The sequence below is a fragment of the Mangrovimonas sp. DI 80 genome, assembly GCF_001975575.1.
GTDB lineage: Bacteria > Bacteroidota > Bacteroidia > Flavobacteriales > Flavobacteriaceae > Mangrovimonas_A > Mangrovimonas_A xylaniphaga.
Genome location: NZ_MSDT01000005.1, coordinates 501293 through 517860, shown reverse-complemented (window position 1 = coordinate 517860; position 16568 = coordinate 501293). Strand labels below are relative to the sequence as shown.

Sequence of the window (16568 nt, the reverse complement as noted above, 5' to 3'; positions counted from 1 at the left end):
CTTTGAATGCTTGGGATGTGTCCAATGTAACAAATATGTCGGCTATGTTTTCAGAGGCCTCCAGTTTCAATCAGCCTATCAATAATTGGAATGTTTCTAATGTAACTTATATTGATTGGATGTTTTCAGAAGCGACTAATTTTAATCAGCCATTAAATGAATGGGATACTTCTAGTGTAGCGGATATAAAAGGTGTTTTTAAGAACGCAACTAGTTTTAACCAACCACTAAATAATTGGGATGTTTCCAATATATTTTTTATGAATTGGGTGTTTTCAGGAGCAACTAATTTTAACCAGTCTTTAGATAATTGGGATGTTTCCAATGTAGGTTATATGTCTCATATGTTTTCGGGAGCAACTAATTTTAATCAACCACTTAATAATTGGCAATTTGAAGATATTAAAACTGGAGGATTTGATAATTTTTTAAACGGTTCAGGGTTATCTACAGAAAACTATGATTTGTTATTGGGTAGTTTGGTGGATATATATATGAGTAATTCTATGGAGGAAATTTTGGATTTTGGTGGTTTAGGATTGACTTACTGTAATATGGAGGCTCATGATTATCTTACCAATACTTTAGGATGGAATATAAATGATGCAGGAGTGTCTGGAACATGTAATATAATATCTGGAGGTGTTTTTTTTGATTTGGATGATGATGGTTGTACAGAAAGCGATATACCTGCCGATATTTTTTCAATAGAAATAGATAATGGTATTGAAACCTATAAGAGATTTATACAGAGTGGTGAGTATACTTTTGCTGCAACGGAATAGAGCTTTACAGTTTCACTGGTAAACCTCCCAGATTATTTTACTGTTACTCCAGAATTTGTGGAGGTTGATTTTGCTACTTCAACAGGGGAGCAGGTCGATTTTTGCGTCACGGCCAATCAAGATATCAATGATCTAAATATAACCTTATTGCCAATTACAGAGGCGCGACCGGGCTTTACGGCTACCTATAAATTGGTGGTTAAAAATTTGGGCACCCAAAGTATGGATAACATAACGGCAAGCCTCCTTTTTGATGAGGCCATGCAAAGTTTTGTGGAGGCCAATCCAGTTACAAGCGCAACAACTACCAACAGTTTGGAGTTTACCATTGCAACCCTTGCACCTTTTGAGAGTTGGGAAACAGGCATTACCATGCAAACCTTTACGCCTCCAGCTGTTAACGGTGATGACCTTTTAAACTTTACAGCTACAGTGTTACCAAACACCGATGATTATACGCCTAATGACAATATCTTTAGTTTGGAGCAAATTGTGGTGAACTCCTATGATCCTAATTACAAACAGGTGTTGCAGGGTGAAACTATTGTTATGGAACAAACAAGTGAGTATTTGGATTATTTGATCAGGTTTCAAAATACAGGTACGGCCAGTGCCATTAATATTAGGGTAGAAGATGAACTGCATGACAATTTGGATTGGAGTACTTTAAGTATTACCAGTGCTAGTCATGACTACCAGGTGGAAGTTACCAATAGCAATGAGGTGGAGTTTATTTTTGATGACATTTACTTGCCTGTAGAGTCACAAAATGAACCAGAAAGCCATGGTTTTATTGCTTATAAAATCAAGCCTATAACAACCGTAGCAGTTGGGGATGTTATGAGTGGGAATGCCAGTATTTATTTTGACTATAATGCGCCTATCATCACCAATACCGTAACCACGGAAGTTGTGGATGTTTTGGGAGTTGGGGAACATGTTTTGTCAAGTTTGGTAACTGTTTACCCAAACCCAATAAGTGAAGGGGTTTATCTAGAAATGAATGATGGAGTTGAGCTAATTTCTGCAAAACTGTATAATGTACAAGGACGCTTATTGCTTGAAACCAAAGAAACCACCAACCATATCAAAAACAGAACAATTGTCGTCTGGCGTTTATATGCTGCGTTTGGAAACAAACAAAGGACAATTGGTAAAAAGAGTTGTTAAGAAATAAAGTAATCGATATAAAAGAACATTAAAACGCAATCATTTCCGGTTGCGTTTTTTTATTTGGCAAAATAACTTTTTGAGGTTGAAAATAGAAAAAGGGGTTTTTCAAACTTTGGCTTAACAAGTGTTTATATATTGATGTTGTAAGAAAAATTTTAAAAATAATTAGTAGGCTTTAAATAATTTTTCTTCTTTTATAGTGAAAACCAACTAATTTCTTAATCAACCAATGAAACAAATCTGCTTATTTATAACATTTGTGTTACTGACATCCGCTGCTGTTGCACAAGCACCTTTTGTCACTACTTGGGGAGTGGCTGGTCATGGTAATCAGCTTCTTATTCGCTTTGAAACTGAATATGGAGAAGGAGGGAATTACACTATAGATTTCGGAGACGGTACAATTTTAACAAATCAATCAGGTGTCGCTTCACATACCTACGAAGCACCTGGCACCTATACTGTAACAGTATCTGGTAATTTCGATAGGTTTTTATTAGAGGAAGATTATGAAACACTTTTAAAAAGTGTGGAACAGTGGGGGGATACAGAATGGACATCTATGGAGGGGATGTTTAAGGGCTGTTCTAATTTGGTAATTAATGCCACTGATGTGCCGAATTTGAGTAAAGTAACTAGTATGAAAGAAATGTTTTATGGATGTGCTTCATTAGCTATTATACCCAATCTTGGTGAATGGGATGTTTCCAACGTAACAAATTTAGCTGGGATGTTTAACAGAGCAACTAGTTTTAACCAACCATTGGATACTTGGGATGTTTCCAAAGTAACAACTATGGGTAGGATGTTTACTTATGCAAGTAGTTTCAATCAGCCCCTTGAGGCTTGGAATGTTTCTAATGTAGTGAATATGGAAGCGATGTTTTTGCAAGCAACTAGTTTCAATCAGCCCCTTAATGCTTGGGACGTTTCCAAAGTAACAAATATGAGTAATATGTTTAGTGATGGAATTTTTAGTACAACTAACAGAACAGTGAAATTTAATCAATCTCTCGATGCATGGGATGTTTCAAATGTAACTGATATGAGCTATATGTTTTGTGGGGCTAAATTCAACCAATCCATTGAGGCTTGGGATGTCTCCAATGTGCTAACTATGAAAGGTATGTTTTACGAATCTAAATTCAACCACCCTATTGCTCCTTGGGATGTCTCCAACGTAACGGATATGAGCAATATGTTTTACAGAGCAGATTTTAATCAACCCATTGGTGCCTGGGATGTTTCAAATGTAATAGACATGAGTGGTATGTTTAGTGAGGCAACTGATTTCAGCCAACCCCTTAATTCTTGGAATGTCTCCAATGTAACAAATATGGCTGGTATGTTTAAAAGAACAAGCAGTTTTAACCATCCAATTAATGCTTGGGATGTTTCTAATGTGACAGAAATGGGATACATGTTTAGTGAGGCAACTAATTTCAACCAGCCCCTTAATGCATGGGATGTCTCCAATGTAACTAATATGTATTCCATGTTTTATTATGCAATTAACTTTAATCAGCCTCTTGATAACTGGGATTTTACTAATGCAGCTACGAGTGTTTTTACCTTTGTAATGTATTCTGGCTTAAATGTTATTAATTATGATTTGTTGTTGGAGCGTTTTTCAGAGTTAGACATGCCAACTGGGCTAAACTTTAATGCTCATGGCTTATTCTATTGCAATCAAGAAGCTCGTGATTATTTAATCAATACTTTGGGATGGAATATGGTACGTGATTATTTGTCGTTAACTTGTAATTCTATTTCAGGTTCGGTATTCTATGATGTAGATGCCAATGGATGTACAACAGAAGATTTAGTTGCAGATGTTTTTTTTGTAAATCTGGATAATGGTATTAGTAATTTTAGACAATCTGTTGCCAATGGTATGTATTCTATTCCAACAAGGGATGAAAATTATACTGTTTCGTTGGTAAATGTGCCTGAATACTTCACGGTTAGTCCTGAAGCTATAGAGGTTGATTTTACAAGTACTATAGATGAAATTGTTAATTTTTGTATCACCTCCAGCCAAGTTGTCAATGATTTAAGTATTACCTTATTACCAATCACTGAGGGGCGACCTGGTTATGAGGCTACCTATAAATTGGTGGTCAAAAATTTGGGCACACAAAGCATGGATAACATAACGGCAACCCTCACTTTTGATGAGGCTATGCAAAGTTTTGTGGTCGCATCTGCAAAGACAGAAACAACTACCTCTAATAGTCTAGAATTTAGTATTACAGCCCTTAATCCTTTTGAGAGTTGGGAAACAAGCATAACCATGCAAACCTTTACCCCTCCAATCGTTAATGGTGGTGATGTTTTAAGCTTTACGGCTATGGTGTTGCCAAACACCGATGATTATACACCCAATGACAATACATTTAATTTGGAGCAAATTGTGGTTAACTCCCGCGATCCGAATGACAAACAGGTGCTGCAGGGAGAAACTATTGTAATGGAACAAACAGGTGAATATTTGGATTATTTGATCAGGTTCCAAAATACTGGGTCTGCCAGTGCGGTTAATATTAGGGTAGAAGATGAACTGCATGAAAATTTGGATTGGAGTACTTTAAGTATTACCAACGCTAGTCATGAATATCAAGTGGAAGTCACTAATGGCAATGAGGTAGATTTTATTTTTAATGGTATTTATCTGTCTGCAGAGTCGCAAAATGAACAGGAAAGCCATGGTTTTATCGCTTATAAAATCAAGCCTAAAACAACGGTAGAGGTTGGTGATACCATGAGTGGAAATGCTAGTATTTATTTTGATTATAATGCACCTATCATCACCAATACTGTTACCACGGAAGTTGTAGGTGTTTTGGGAGTTGAAGAACATGTTTTGTCAAGTTTGGTAACTGTTTACCCAAACCCAATAGATGGAGAAATCCATTTGGAAATGAATGATGAGGTAGAGCTAATTTCAATAAAACTTTATAATATGCAAGGACGTTTATTGTTAGAAACAAAAGAAAACACCAACTATATAAAAACAGACCAACTATCCTCAGGTGTTTATATGTTGAGTTTGGAAACAAACAAAGGACAGTTGGTAAAAAGAGTTGTTAAAAAATAAAACAGGAATTATGTTTGAAAAACGCAACCATAATTGGTTGCGTTTTTGTTTACGTAATCTTAAGATAAATTTAAGGTATATTCCTTGAAAAAACATGTACAATGATTGTTTCTAAGATGGAGATATTGAGTTCTGTTGCTTTCGCAAATTTGAGCACAGTAAATACTTGGCGTTCGGTTTTCTTTCTCTAATAGTTTTTGCAGGTATACCATAAGCAACGGTATGATCTCCAATATTTTTGACCACTACGGATCCAGCACCAATAACTGTGTGTTGACCAATATGTACATTGTTTATAATGGAAGCTTTAAGGCAAACGGCAGAACAATATCCTATTTTAACATTGCCTCCAATTGTAACTCCGGGGGCCAAACTTGAATAATCTTCCATAATACTATCATGGCCAAGGGAAGAGTTGGTATTTAAAATACAAAATTCTCCTAATTTGGCATCGGCATTTATAACTACTCCAGCCATAATTACAGTTCCATCAGGGATCGTAATATCATTAGCTAATATAGCACTTGGATGAACTACTGATACAAATTTTATATAGGATGAAATTTTGTTGATTTTCTCTTTGCATTCCTTTCTCGTATGATTGTCACCAATACCAATTATAATTCCGTAGATATCATAGTTTAAAATAATCTCATCTATGTCAGTGAAGTTTGCTAAAATTTTGTATCCATAAACAATATCCCCTTTCTTTTTAAAAGAATCTATAAAGCCCACAATGTTGTAAGCTTTAGTTTTGTGTATAATATCAATAATTACTTTTGAATGACCTGAAGCTCCAACTATTAAAACATTTTTCATAGAAATACATTTGCTTGTTAATTTGGTATTCTTTTTAATGTTTTTGGGGTAGGACATTTTGAATTGAATTCGGAACTTACTCAAATATAATATTTTAATTTGTTATTTTATTTGTGATAACGAAAAATGTAAATATAATCCTATTTTGGACAACTATTAGGCTCTTACTATTTGAGAAAATGCTATAAAATTCTTTATTGTTAACTTGATCACTATCATTTTTTTTCCTTCTTCTAAATAGTATCGAATTCAATTATGCTATAGAATGATGGTTTAAAGGAAATCTTGTTTTTTTATTTATCCGAATCCAATTAAAACCCATAATTTTGAACACTCATATATTAGCTATGCCATTTTTTGAAAATATAAAGTCTAATTATCAGCCCAAGCGTTTGGCGGTAAAGTTGAATGCCAAAGGAGAGCAGTTTGTTGTAAAAGGCCATCCGTGGGTGTTTTCAAACAGTATTGTCAAGATCAATGAGGATGCAAAATCGGGTGATCTTGCCATTATTTTTAGTAAAAACAAGAATAAGGTAATTGGACTAGGGCTGTACGATGCCAATTCTCCCATTCAAATTAAAATGCTTTATAGTGGTGGTGAAAAAGTGGAAGTTAATGCTGCTTTTTTCCAAAGGCGAATAAATGAGGCTTATACAAGACGGTTTGAATTGTTACAGACCAATACTAATAGTTACCGATTGATTTTTGGCGAAAATGATGGTTTCCCTGGTTTAATTGCAGATGTATATGCTTCGGTATTGGTAGTGAAGTTGTATTCTGAAATTTGGCTTCCTTATTTAGAAGTTATTTTGCCGATGATGCAAGAAGTATCTGGCTCTGAAACCGTAGTGATTCGTTTAAGCCGAAATCTTCAAAATATATCCAATCAAAAACTAGTTGACGGTTCTGTAGTTTATGGGGTGTTGGAGGATGAGGTTGTGAAATTTGTAGAACACGGCGTGAATTTCTCAGCCAATGTTATTAAAGGTCATAAAACAGGCTATTTTTTAGATCATCGAGCCAATAGAAAACAGGTGGGGGAATGGAGCAAAGGCAAAACCGTGTTGGATGTGTTTTCTTATGCAGGAGGGTTTTCAGTTCATGCGCTATATAACGGGGCTACTTCAGTAACTAGTTTGGATATTAGTAAGCAGGCTTTAGAAGTGGCCGTAGCCAATGGAAAATTAAATGATTATTTAGGTGTACATAACACCATCGCAGGTGAGGCGTTCAAAGAATTGGAAAATCTAATTCGGAAAGGAAAAACATTTGACGTGGTGGTCATTGATCCGCCTAGTTTTGCAAAACAAGCTTCCGAAGTTGATTTGGCGAAAAAAAAATATGCTCAGTTAGCAACATTGGGCACGCAATTAACGGCTAAAAAAGGTCTCTTGGTGTTAGCTTCCTGTTCTTCAAGGGTGATTGCTCAAGCCTTTTTTGATATTAACAATCAAGTATTAAGTAGTGAGGGGAGGAAGTTTAAATTGGTGTTAAAAACGCAACATGATATTGACCATCCTGTGAACTTCCCAGAGGGAGCTTACTTAAAATGTGCATACTATCAATTTTTAGATTAGAAATCCACTTCTTGTTATGCGCGCATAGTAAAATGCTTATATTTGTTGTATAAGCAAACTATATGGGACCCCAACTTACAGAAATTTTAGACATCAAATACCCTATTATCATGGCACCAATGTTTTTGGTGTCCAATGTAGCTATGGTGAAAGAAGCCATGGAAGAAGGCATTGCAGGTTGTATTCCCGCTTTAAATTATAGAACGCTTCCGGAATTACAGGAAGCTATAAAGGAACTGAAGGTTGCAAAGCCCCAAGGAGGTTCTTTTGGCTTTAATTTGATAGTCAATAAATCGAACGTTAAATACAAAGAGCAGTTAGCACTATTATGTGAAGAGGGTTGTGATTTTATCATTACGTCTTTAGGAAGTCCAGAAGAAACCATTCGTGAAGCCCATAAATATGGCATTAAAGTGTTTTGCGATGTTACTGATCTTGCTTATGCCAAAAAAGTAACTGAGCTTGGAGCAGACGCTGTGATTGCCGTAAACAATCAAGCAGGAGGGCACCGTGGGGAAATGTCACCTGAGCAACTCATTAAGGAAATCAAAGCAAATTGTAATATTCCAGTGATTTCGGCTGGAGGAGTTGGTACGAAAGCACATGTAGATGAAATGTTTAAATACGGTGCTGCAGGAGTTTCGGTAGGAAGTCCGTTTATTGCCTCACAAGAAGCTGGAGTGACTCAAGAATACAAACAGGCTTGTGTCGATTACGGGAAAAAGGATATTGTGATGACCGAAAAAATTTCGGGAACGCCATGTACGGTCATCAATACACCTTATGTACAAAAAATAGGTACAAAAGCTACTTGGTTGGAAACGGTTTTAAATAAAAACAAAAAGTTGAAGAAATGGGTAAAAATGCTAAGGTTTTACTTAGGTATGAAAGCTACAGAGAATGCAGCGCTCAAAGCAACCTATAAAACAGTATGGGTGGCAGGACCAAGTATAGAATACACTCATGAGATTCTTCCTGTAAAAAATATTGTAAGAAGGTTGACCAGATGAAAGATTTTTGTATAAAAAAAGGGAAACTAAATGTTTCCCTTTTTTTATAGAATTATATAAGCTTACTGCTTGATTAATTGTGTAGTGGCTTGTTTTCCAGTTGTAGTAGTGGTTTTTAGAATGTAATTACCTTGAGCCAAGTTAGAAATGTTTACTTCTTCAGAAAAGCTATTTCCTTTACGATTTACTACAACTTGTCCTAATAAGTTAAGTATAGTTATACCTGAAATTTGCTCTCCAGCTTTTACAGTTACAACATTGGTTGCAGGATTAGGATATACTGACAATTGCTCCAACTCATAATTAGGAGTGGATAAAGTAGCCTCATAGGTTACGGTAATAGTCCACGTATTGTTGTCTACTTTGTTGTAAACTGTGCTACATTCTCCAGTTGTACCTCCCCAGGATCTCCAAGCTCTAAGTTCAAATTCAACATCGCCTGTAGCTCCATTAGCTATGTCAATATTGTTACGGTTGTAGATATGTGTACCTGTGGTGCCATATCCATAGTAGATGTTGGGTTCAGTATTTCCTGTTGTATTGCATACTAGAATAGATCTTTGGTCGGATTTGTGACCATAACCTAGAGCGGACATATTGTATGATACAGATACATTTGCGACTTGATATCCTTCAGGAATAGAAACTGTCAGTGTACCGGGGCATGTATTGTCTCCAGTTACACTAGAGGGCACTCCTTTTTGGGTTTCAATGTCCCTCTCTGTGTAAGTTGCACTAATTTGTCCAGGAGTAAATGAAATCATTGACCAATCTCCTAAATCATAGCCCCCACAGTTTGAACGAATCCAAAAATAATAGGAGGTTGCAGTCGATAATTCGGAGAGAGACAGAGAAGTAGTTGATGCGTCTAGGTTTCCTGTAGGTTCTGTTGTAGAGTTAGGACTTGTGCTGTCTGTGGATAAATAGTAATCATAACCATTAGAAGGGGAAAGATCGGGAATGCCCCAAGATATCACAGCACTTGTTGCTTCTGTTTCAGCTTCAACATTATATATAGGCAAACATGAAGGGGATAATTCAGCAGAAATTGCCATAATATTTAAGACTCCCGAAGCGGAGGTTTTTGTAATTTCTATGTTTTGAATTGTTTTCCCATAATTTGCAGGTAGAATGTCTAATTGTATTTGGTATAATCTAGGGTTTAAGGTGTTTACTTCAATTACATCTGTATTTCTGTTAACTCGGCTAAACCCAATTAATGCCCTAGGTTGTGATGTACTCCCCATCCAATTAGGCATTAAGGAAGGAGTGAAGGTTTGAGTTGAATTATCCGTAAAAGTAATGGTTGTTGCAAATTCAGAACTGTTGCTCCCAGAAGTTCCTACAATAAATAATTTAGAGGCTTGGACAGAATTGTTAAAAGTCAGGGTTCCGCTTGTTTCTTGAGTAACAAGGCGAAGTGAATTACTACCACTGTAATCTCCTAATTGAAAGTTAAGTCCAGATGTTGCTTCTGAAGAGAAGAAACCATTTGTAGGAAGGGCATTCTCTAAATTTGTCGATCCATCAGGATTAAAATCATTACTCATTAAACTCCAGTCTGTGGCATCTAGGGATTCTGTAGTGGAATATAAGGCAGACCCGCTCCCTTCGGCAATAATGTCTTCTGTAAATCCAGTATTTATTAATAAGGGTTCATAATTTTGTGCGTTTATTGCAGGAGAAGTTCCTAAAAAGGTTCCCAATAATAAAGCAGGTAATTTTAATTTCATAAAAATTTAAAAATTTAGGCGTTGTAATAATAAAAACGGAAGACTCTTGTCTTCCGATGCCAAATATATGGATATATCCTAATTTTACTAGGTGCCTTAATTTTTAAAATTCAAAGACTGATGGCAGATAAGCTTTATGGAGGAATCCTCCAAAAATAAAAAAGGGAAACTAAATGTTTCCCTTTTTTATGGAATTATTCAAGCTTATTGCTTTATCAATTTTGTAGTACCTTGTTTTCCGGTTGTAGTAGTGGTTTTTAAAATGTAGTTGCCTTGAGCCAAAGAAGAGATGTTTAGTTCTTCAGTAAGACCATTCCCATTTTTATTTAATACAACTTGCCCTAAAAGATTAAAAACAGTAATATCTGAAATTTCTTCACCTGCTTTTACTGTAACAACATTGTTCGCTGGATTTGGGTAAATAGATAACTCCTCAAGTTTGTAACTAGGAGTCGATAAAGCTGTAGGTTCGTAGGTTACAGTAACTGTCCAAGTATTATTGTCTACCTTTATATAAGTGTCATTACAAGAGTCTGGAGCGCCCCCATATGTTCTCCATGCTCTAAGTTCAAATTCTACAGTTCCAGTCGCTCCATTGGCTATAGTTAAATTATCTCGGTTATAGTTATGTGTCCCCATTGGTCCTGTGCCTTTAAAAAGTTCTGTTTCTTGGTTGCCTGTAGTGTTGCAAACTAATAAGGATCTTGCTTCTGATCTATAGGCGTAGTTTTGGGAAGTCATGCTGTAAGATACCCCTACATTGGATACCTGATAGCCTTCAGGAACAGTTACTGTTAATAGGCCTGGACAAGTTGTGGTAGAAGTAGGTGTTATATAGTAACTATAGTTCATATGTGTGTTTATATCTCCTTGTGTATATGTAGCGCTAGCCTGTCCGGGAGTAAATTTTACCAATAACCAATCTCCTAAGTCATATCCTCCACAGTTGGAGCGAATCCATAAATAGTTAGTTGTACCAGTTGCTAATTCTGGAAATGATAAGGATGTTGTAGAAGCACTTAAATTACCCGTTGGTTCTGTAGTGGCATCAGGGGCTGTACTTTCAGTGGATAAGTAGTAGTCAAATCCATTAGAAGGAACTATTGTAGGCAAACTCCAAGTTACTTCCGCACTGCTAGGGCCTGTAGAGGCTTCAAGGTTATAAATTGGTAGGCAAGATGGGGCTAACTCGGCAGAAAAGGCCATAATATTTAATACACCGCCACTTTCAGATTTTGTGATTGTTATACTTTGAATTTGTCTCCCGTAATTTTCAGGTGAAAGCTCCAATTTTATTTGGTATAATCTTGGGTTTGTTCCTCCAGTGGTATATTCATCTGTATTTTTGTTAACACGACCAAAACCTTGAAGTGCTCTGGGCTGAGTTGTTTTATAATACCAATCGGGCATTGTCACTGCATCGAAAGTTTGTGTTGAATTATCTGAAAATGTTACTGTTGTAATGAAATCAGAATCCCCGCTTCCAGAGGTTCCAACAACAAATAGCGTGGTAGCTTGTATAGAATTGGAAAAGGTTATTGTACCACTTGCGTTTTCACCAACAAGGCGTAGGGAGTTGTTGCTGCTATAGTCGGCCAACTGAAAGATTAAGCCATTTGTTGTTATAGAAGTAAAAAGTCCGTCCGTAGGAAGGGCATTGGTTAAAGTTGTTGCTCCATCAGGGTTAAAATCATTACTCATAAAGGCGTAGTAGGCACCATCTGCATCTTCTGTGGTTGAGTATAAAGAAGAACCAGGGCCGTTAGCTATAATGTCTTCAGTAAATCCTGAACTCACCAATAATGGTTCGTAGTTTTGAGCGTTTGCAAAAAATGAAGCTCCTAAAAAAGCTCCTAAGAAATAGTTAGGTAGTTTTAGTTTCATAAATTATTAAAATTTAAGCATTATGTTGATAAAAAGAAGACGTGTGGCTTCTGCCTCAAATATATGAATATTTGTTAATTTTCATGAAATCCCTTACTTTTTAACAGATGTAAAATAATTTTTATGAAAAAGAGCGTTAGAAGTCTTGTCTTTTGATAATATTTTTAAAAATTAGGGTGTTTAATTTAAAATGTTAAATATGAGTCAGTATGAATGACCATGGGATATCTTAAATTGAGGTTATTTAAACATATTTGTTGGTTTTTCATATGAAGTTTTACCTCATAAGCTTTCAATTTAAGATTTTGGGAGGCGTTTTGGCTTATATCAAATCAGAAATAAGTTCTGTATTCACCACATGTTTACCTTCAAAAGAAATGATTTTTAAGGTATTTGGAAATAGCAAATTTGCTCTGTTGATTTCTGTTTCCATACGTTCTTTTGTTAAGTATTCATCTTCTGTGCCATATAGAAGAGATACTTGCGTAGAGGAATCCATATAGTTGAAATCTTCAGGAGTCAATTCTTTTGGAATGCCACCGGAATGAATGATTAATTCATGGCATTGCAATTTCCGTTTGGCCAAATAACGCATAGAGACGCTAACCCCTTGGGAATAGCCTAAGACAATCAATCTTTTGTCAGCAGGGAATTGTTCTGCTTCCCAAACGGCATCAAAATAGCGCATCACATTTTCAGTTTCCTTAAGCGTATTTTCCTTGGTAAGCCAACTGGCTCCCACATGTCTCAGTTTTGGAGGAATATAGTATTTGCTCTGTGCCTGTGGCGCAACGATGTAGTTTTCTTCGGTATTCAAATGTTCAAAATGTCTTAAAAAATAGCGACTTAAATAGCCCATGCCATGGCAAACAAACCAAATATTCTTGGTGCGTTCTGTAAGTTGGTTGAGTGTGGCGTAAGAATTTGTGGTAGTATAGGTGATTTCCTTTTCGGATAAATTCATTATTAGTCTTGGTTTTGTATTTTTACAATCGACTTTAAAATTACACTATTTCTATGCAATTATCGAAAGAAGAGGTTCTGCAACGTGCCAATGAACAATGTAAAAATACCTTGATGGAAACCTTGAATATTGAAATTGTGGACTTTGGGGAAGACTTTTTGGTGGCCAAAATGCCTGTAGATTCCAGAGTGCACCAACCAGACGGGGTATTGCACGGAGGGGCTACTGCAGCATTGGCGGAGAGCGTAGGGAGCTTTGCTTCTCATATTTTTGTGGATACTGAAAAGTTTTTTGTGAGAGGTATAGAAATTACGGCCAATCACCTGAAAGGTATTCGTGAAGGCAATGTTTATGCCAAAGCCACTTTTATCCATAAAGGAAGAACGACGCAGCTTTTGGATATTCGCGTGACTGACGATGACGATAATTTGATTTCTGTATGTAAGTTGTCCACCATTTCCCTGCCTAAAAATAAGTAATGGATTTCCCTGCCTAAAAATAAGTAATGGATCTAGAGGCATTTTTGACACAATTTCAGGATTTCTACAAATCCCAACGTCCTTTTGTACTTTATCGAAAGCCACATAAAAAGGCAATAAAAGCCTTGGTGCAAGAGGATGATAAGTTACATTTTGTAAAGGATTTTTTCGAACAAGGTTTTGTGATGACGCCGTTTGATGATAAGAATCCCATGGTGTTGATTCCTTTTGAAAATTCAGAGGTTTTTGGAGTGGAATCCTACGATTTAAAAGAATTCGAAGAAAGAGAGAATTCATGGTCTTCATCCAATCTTGAAGCATACAAAAGGCAACACGTGGATTTAGTGAAAGAAGGTGTAAATGCCATTCAAAAAGGAGACTTTGAAAAGGTTGTGCTTTCAAGGCAGGAAAAGGTTGTTTTGGATACTCCGAATCCGATCGAATTGTTCCTAAAATTATTGGCTACATATCCAACCGCCTTTGTGTACTGTTGGTATCATCCTAAAGTAGGATTGTGGCTTGGGGCAACGCCTGAAACCTTGCTGAAAGTTGAAAATAACAGGATGTCTACAATGGCTTTGGCTGGAACACAGGCTTATAAAGATACAAAAGATGTCGTTTGGGGAGTTAAAGAGCAGCAGGAGCAACAATTCGTCACCGATTTTATTGTGGAAAGTCTCCAAGGTGTTGTGGGCAATTTACGAGTTACAAAACCAGGAACGGTTAGGGCGGGAGGCTTACTTCATATTCAAACCAAGATTAGTGGCGCTTTGAATGGCAATTTGGAAGAAGTTATTAAAAGATTGCATCCAACACCAGCGGTGTGTGGATTGCCAAAACTAGCTTCAAAAGCATTTATTATTGAAAAGGAGCATTACAATCGTACTTACTACACAGGTTTTCTTGGGGAACTTAATCTTAAGGAGAAGAACGCTCGCAATACTAAACGAAGAAACATCGAAAACAATGCTTACGATACTGTAAAAACGGTGACCGATTTATATGTGAACTTGCGCTGTATGCAGCTTAAGGATGATGCGGCTTTGATTTATGTTGGTGGAGGCATTACCAAAGATTCTAATCCGGAATTGGAATGGGAGGAAACCGTAAACAAATCCAAAACCATGAAAAAAGTCTTGAATTCTGTTCAGAAATGAAGACAAAAGAAAGGCTTTGTTCTGGGTAAATAAAATTTAAAAAGCTGTATTGAATAAACGTCCTTTTAATTTAGTATAATTCATAGAATGCTTAATTTTACAGCTCATTTGTAGATACTCGATTCATGAAATATTCCGCGATTCCACTCGCACAAACTGTAGTACAGCTTTGTAAAGCCAAGAACATAAAACATATTGTTATTTCTCCAGGTAGCCGCAGCGCTCCCTTAACCATAGGGTTTACCAACGACGAATATTTTACTTGTTACAGCATTGTAGATGAGCGATGTGCAGCGTTTTTTGCCTTAGGTATTGCTCAAAGTATTCAAGAACCTGTGGCCGTAGTTTGTACTTCGGGAAGTGCCTTGTTGAACTATTATCCAGCAGTTGCCGAAGCTTATTATAGTGATATTCCTTTGGTGGTGTTATCGGCAGATCGTCCTAAATATTTGGTAGGAATTGGTGATGGACAGACCATAAACCAAGAAAATGTGTTTAAAAATCACATTTTGTATTCGGCCAATTTAAAGCAGGATTTGGATGTGAAAGCAAAACCTTCGGACGACGATGAACCTGCTATTATAAAAAGCATAGAACATAAGTTAGAGCGTTTTTTAGGATTGAAACAGGAGCTTCAGGAAGAGAACGAACACGAAATCAATGACGCCATTAATATTGCGCTTACTAGAAAAGGGCCCGTTCACATCAATATTCCTTTTGATGAACCTTTATATGAGATAGCAGATAAATTAACTGTGAATCCGAAGGTCATTAAGCCAGAAGTTAAGCCTAAAAAAATGGATGCTTTAGAGCTCAAGCTCTGCTTGGAAGATTGGAGCAATGCTTCCAAAAAAATGATTTTGGTAGGGGTGAATGGTCCAAGTGCTTTGGAAGCAAAGTGGATTGAAGAGTTGGCAAATGACAATAGTGTCTTGGTATTTACCGAAACGACTTCCAATTTGCACCATAAAGAGTTCTTTCCTAGTATCGATAAACTCATTGCTCCTTTAACCGATGAAGAGTTTAAGGAGTTGCAGCCAGACATTTTGATTACGTTTGGAGGTTTGATTGTTTCCAAAAAAATCAAGGCTTTTTTAAGAAAATATAAGCCAAAACAACATTGGCATGTAGATGAGAAAAAGGCCAACGATACGTTTTTCTGTTTGGAAAAACACCTTAAGGTGTCTCCAAACCAATTTTTTGAAAGCTTGTTGCCTAAGTTGACCCATATCAAGAAAAGTAATTACAAGCAAGTTTGGAAAGCGGTAAAAACACATAGAAGAGAAAAACACAGTGAATACATGGAGGAAATTCCTTTTTGTGATTTTAAGGTGTTTTCAAAGTTGTTGAAGAGCATTCCGGATCATACAAATCTTCAGATGGGGAATAGTTCGGCTATTCGATATGCCCAACTTTTTAAAGGGAATCCAACGGTGGCAGTGTATTGTAATAGGGGAACAAGTGGTATCGATGGCAGCACAAGTACCGCTATTGGCTTTGCTCACGCCAATGAAGCCCAAACTACATTTGTTACAGGAGATTTGAGCTTCTTGTACGATAGCAATGCGTTGTGGAACAATCATATTCCGAAGTCATTTAGGATCATTGTCATTAATAATTATGGAGGTGGGATTTTTAGAATTCTTCCTGGACATAAAAACACAGAAAATTTTGATACCTTCTTTGAAACCAAACATCATTTAACAGCAAAGCATTTATGTGCCATGTATGGTTTGGACTATCAAACGGCAGATAACGAAGAAAATTTGTCAGCGGCTTTAGAGGATTTTTATAATGAATCTGAGCAACCAAAATTATTGGAAATTTTCACCCCTAGTACGGTAAATGATGAAGTATTGCTGAACTATTTTAAGTTTATACGTTAATAGA

General features: G+C 36.5%; 12 protein-coding genes and 1 pseudogene. 9 read left to right on the top strand and 4 right to left on the bottom strand.

The annotated features are described in order from the left end of the window. From BKM32_RS11970 to BKM32_RS11960, 4 genes and pseudogenes are all read left to right on the top strand, one after another. The coding region (locus tag BKM32_RS11970; RefSeq protein WP_171971873.1) for a BspA family leucine-rich repeat surface protein at positions 1-785 on the top strand (785 nt) is incomplete at its 5' end. Positions 786-842: 57 nt separating this feature from the next. Beyond that, positions 843-1247 (top strand): annotated as a pseudogene (locus BKM32_RS16675) (T9SS C-terminal target domain-containing protein); the annotation flags it as partial. Positions 1248-1824: 577 nt separating this feature from the next. Beyond that, positions 1825-1962, top strand: coding sequence for a T9SS type A sorting domain-containing protein (locus BKM32_RS16670; protein ID WP_083702176.1), 138 nt, complete (start codon positions 1825-1827; stop codon positions 1960-1962). A gap of 225 nt (positions 1963-2187) precedes the next feature. After that, positions 2188-5055, top strand: coding sequence for a BspA family leucine-rich repeat surface protein (locus tag BKM32_RS11960; protein WP_076663979.1), 2868 nt, complete (start codon positions 2188-2190; stop codon positions 5053-5055). Between the two features lie 111 nt (positions 5056-5166). On the opposite strand, the gene BKM32_RS11955 is transcribed toward BKM32_RS11960, so the two are convergent. Beyond that, positions 5167-5874, bottom strand: a complete 708-nt coding sequence (locus BKM32_RS11955) for an acetyltransferase (protein ID WP_076664015.1) — start codon at positions 5872-5874, stop codon at positions 5167-5169. Between the two features lie 347 nt (positions 5875-6221). Between BKM32_RS11955 and BKM32_RS11950 the strand changes: the two genes are divergently transcribed. Together BKM32_RS11950 and BKM32_RS11945 are read left to right on the top strand one after the other, a co-directional pair. Next, positions 6222-7451, top strand: a complete 1230-nt coding sequence (locus tag BKM32_RS11950; RefSeq protein ID WP_076663978.1) for a class I SAM-dependent rRNA methyltransferase — start codon at positions 6222-6224, stop codon at positions 7449-7451. 62 nt (positions 7452-7513) lie between these two features. Next, the gene (locus tag BKM32_RS11945) at positions 7514-8461 is read left to right on the top strand and encodes a nitronate monooxygenase family protein (protein ID WP_076663977.1); all 948 of its coding nucleotides are present in this window, start codon (positions 7514-7516) and stop codon (positions 8459-8461) included. 62 nt (positions 8462-8523) lie between these two features. On the opposite strand, the gene BKM32_RS11940 is transcribed toward BKM32_RS11945, so the two are convergent. The 3 genes from BKM32_RS11940 to BKM32_RS11930 form a co-directional block, all read right to left on the bottom strand. Then, positions 8524-10194, bottom strand: a complete 1671-nt coding sequence (locus tag BKM32_RS11940; protein WP_076663976.1) for a T9SS type A sorting domain-containing protein — start codon at positions 10192-10194, stop codon at positions 8524-8526. A gap of 204 nt (positions 10195-10398) precedes the next feature. Beyond that, on the bottom strand, positions 10399-12078 hold the full coding sequence (locus BKM32_RS11935; RefSeq protein ID WP_076663975.1) for a T9SS type A sorting domain-containing protein: 1680 nt from the start codon (positions 12076-12078) through the stop codon (positions 10399-10401). Between the two features lie 322 nt (positions 12079-12400). Beyond that, a complete protein-coding gene (locus BKM32_RS11930; protein ID WP_076663974.1) occupies positions 12401-13042 on the bottom strand; it encodes an alpha/beta hydrolase in 642 nt (213 codons plus the stop codon). A 53-nt stretch (positions 13043-13095) separates the two neighbouring features. On the opposite strand from BKM32_RS11930, the gene BKM32_RS11925 reads away from it, so the two are divergent. From BKM32_RS11925 to menD, 3 genes are all read left to right on the top strand, one after another. Next, positions 13096-13521, top strand: a complete 426-nt coding sequence (locus BKM32_RS11925) for a PaaI family thioesterase (RefSeq protein ID WP_076663973.1) — start codon at positions 13096-13098, stop codon at positions 13519-13521. A gap of 26 nt (positions 13522-13547) precedes the next feature. After that, positions 13548-14678: a chorismate-binding protein gene (locus tag BKM32_RS11920; protein WP_076663972.1), complete on the top strand. Its 1131-nt coding sequence runs from the start codon at positions 13548-13550 to the stop codon at positions 14676-14678. Positions 14679-14803: 125 nt separating this feature from the next. Beyond that, positions 14804-16564 (top strand): 2-succinyl-5-enolpyruvyl-6-hydroxy-3-cyclohexene-1-carboxylic-acid synthase, encoded by a 1761-nt coding sequence (gene menD / locus BKM32_RS11915; RefSeq protein ID WP_076663971.1) that lies wholly within the window; start codon positions 14804-14806, stop codon positions 16562-16564. Positions 16565-16568 lie beyond the last annotated feature (4 nt).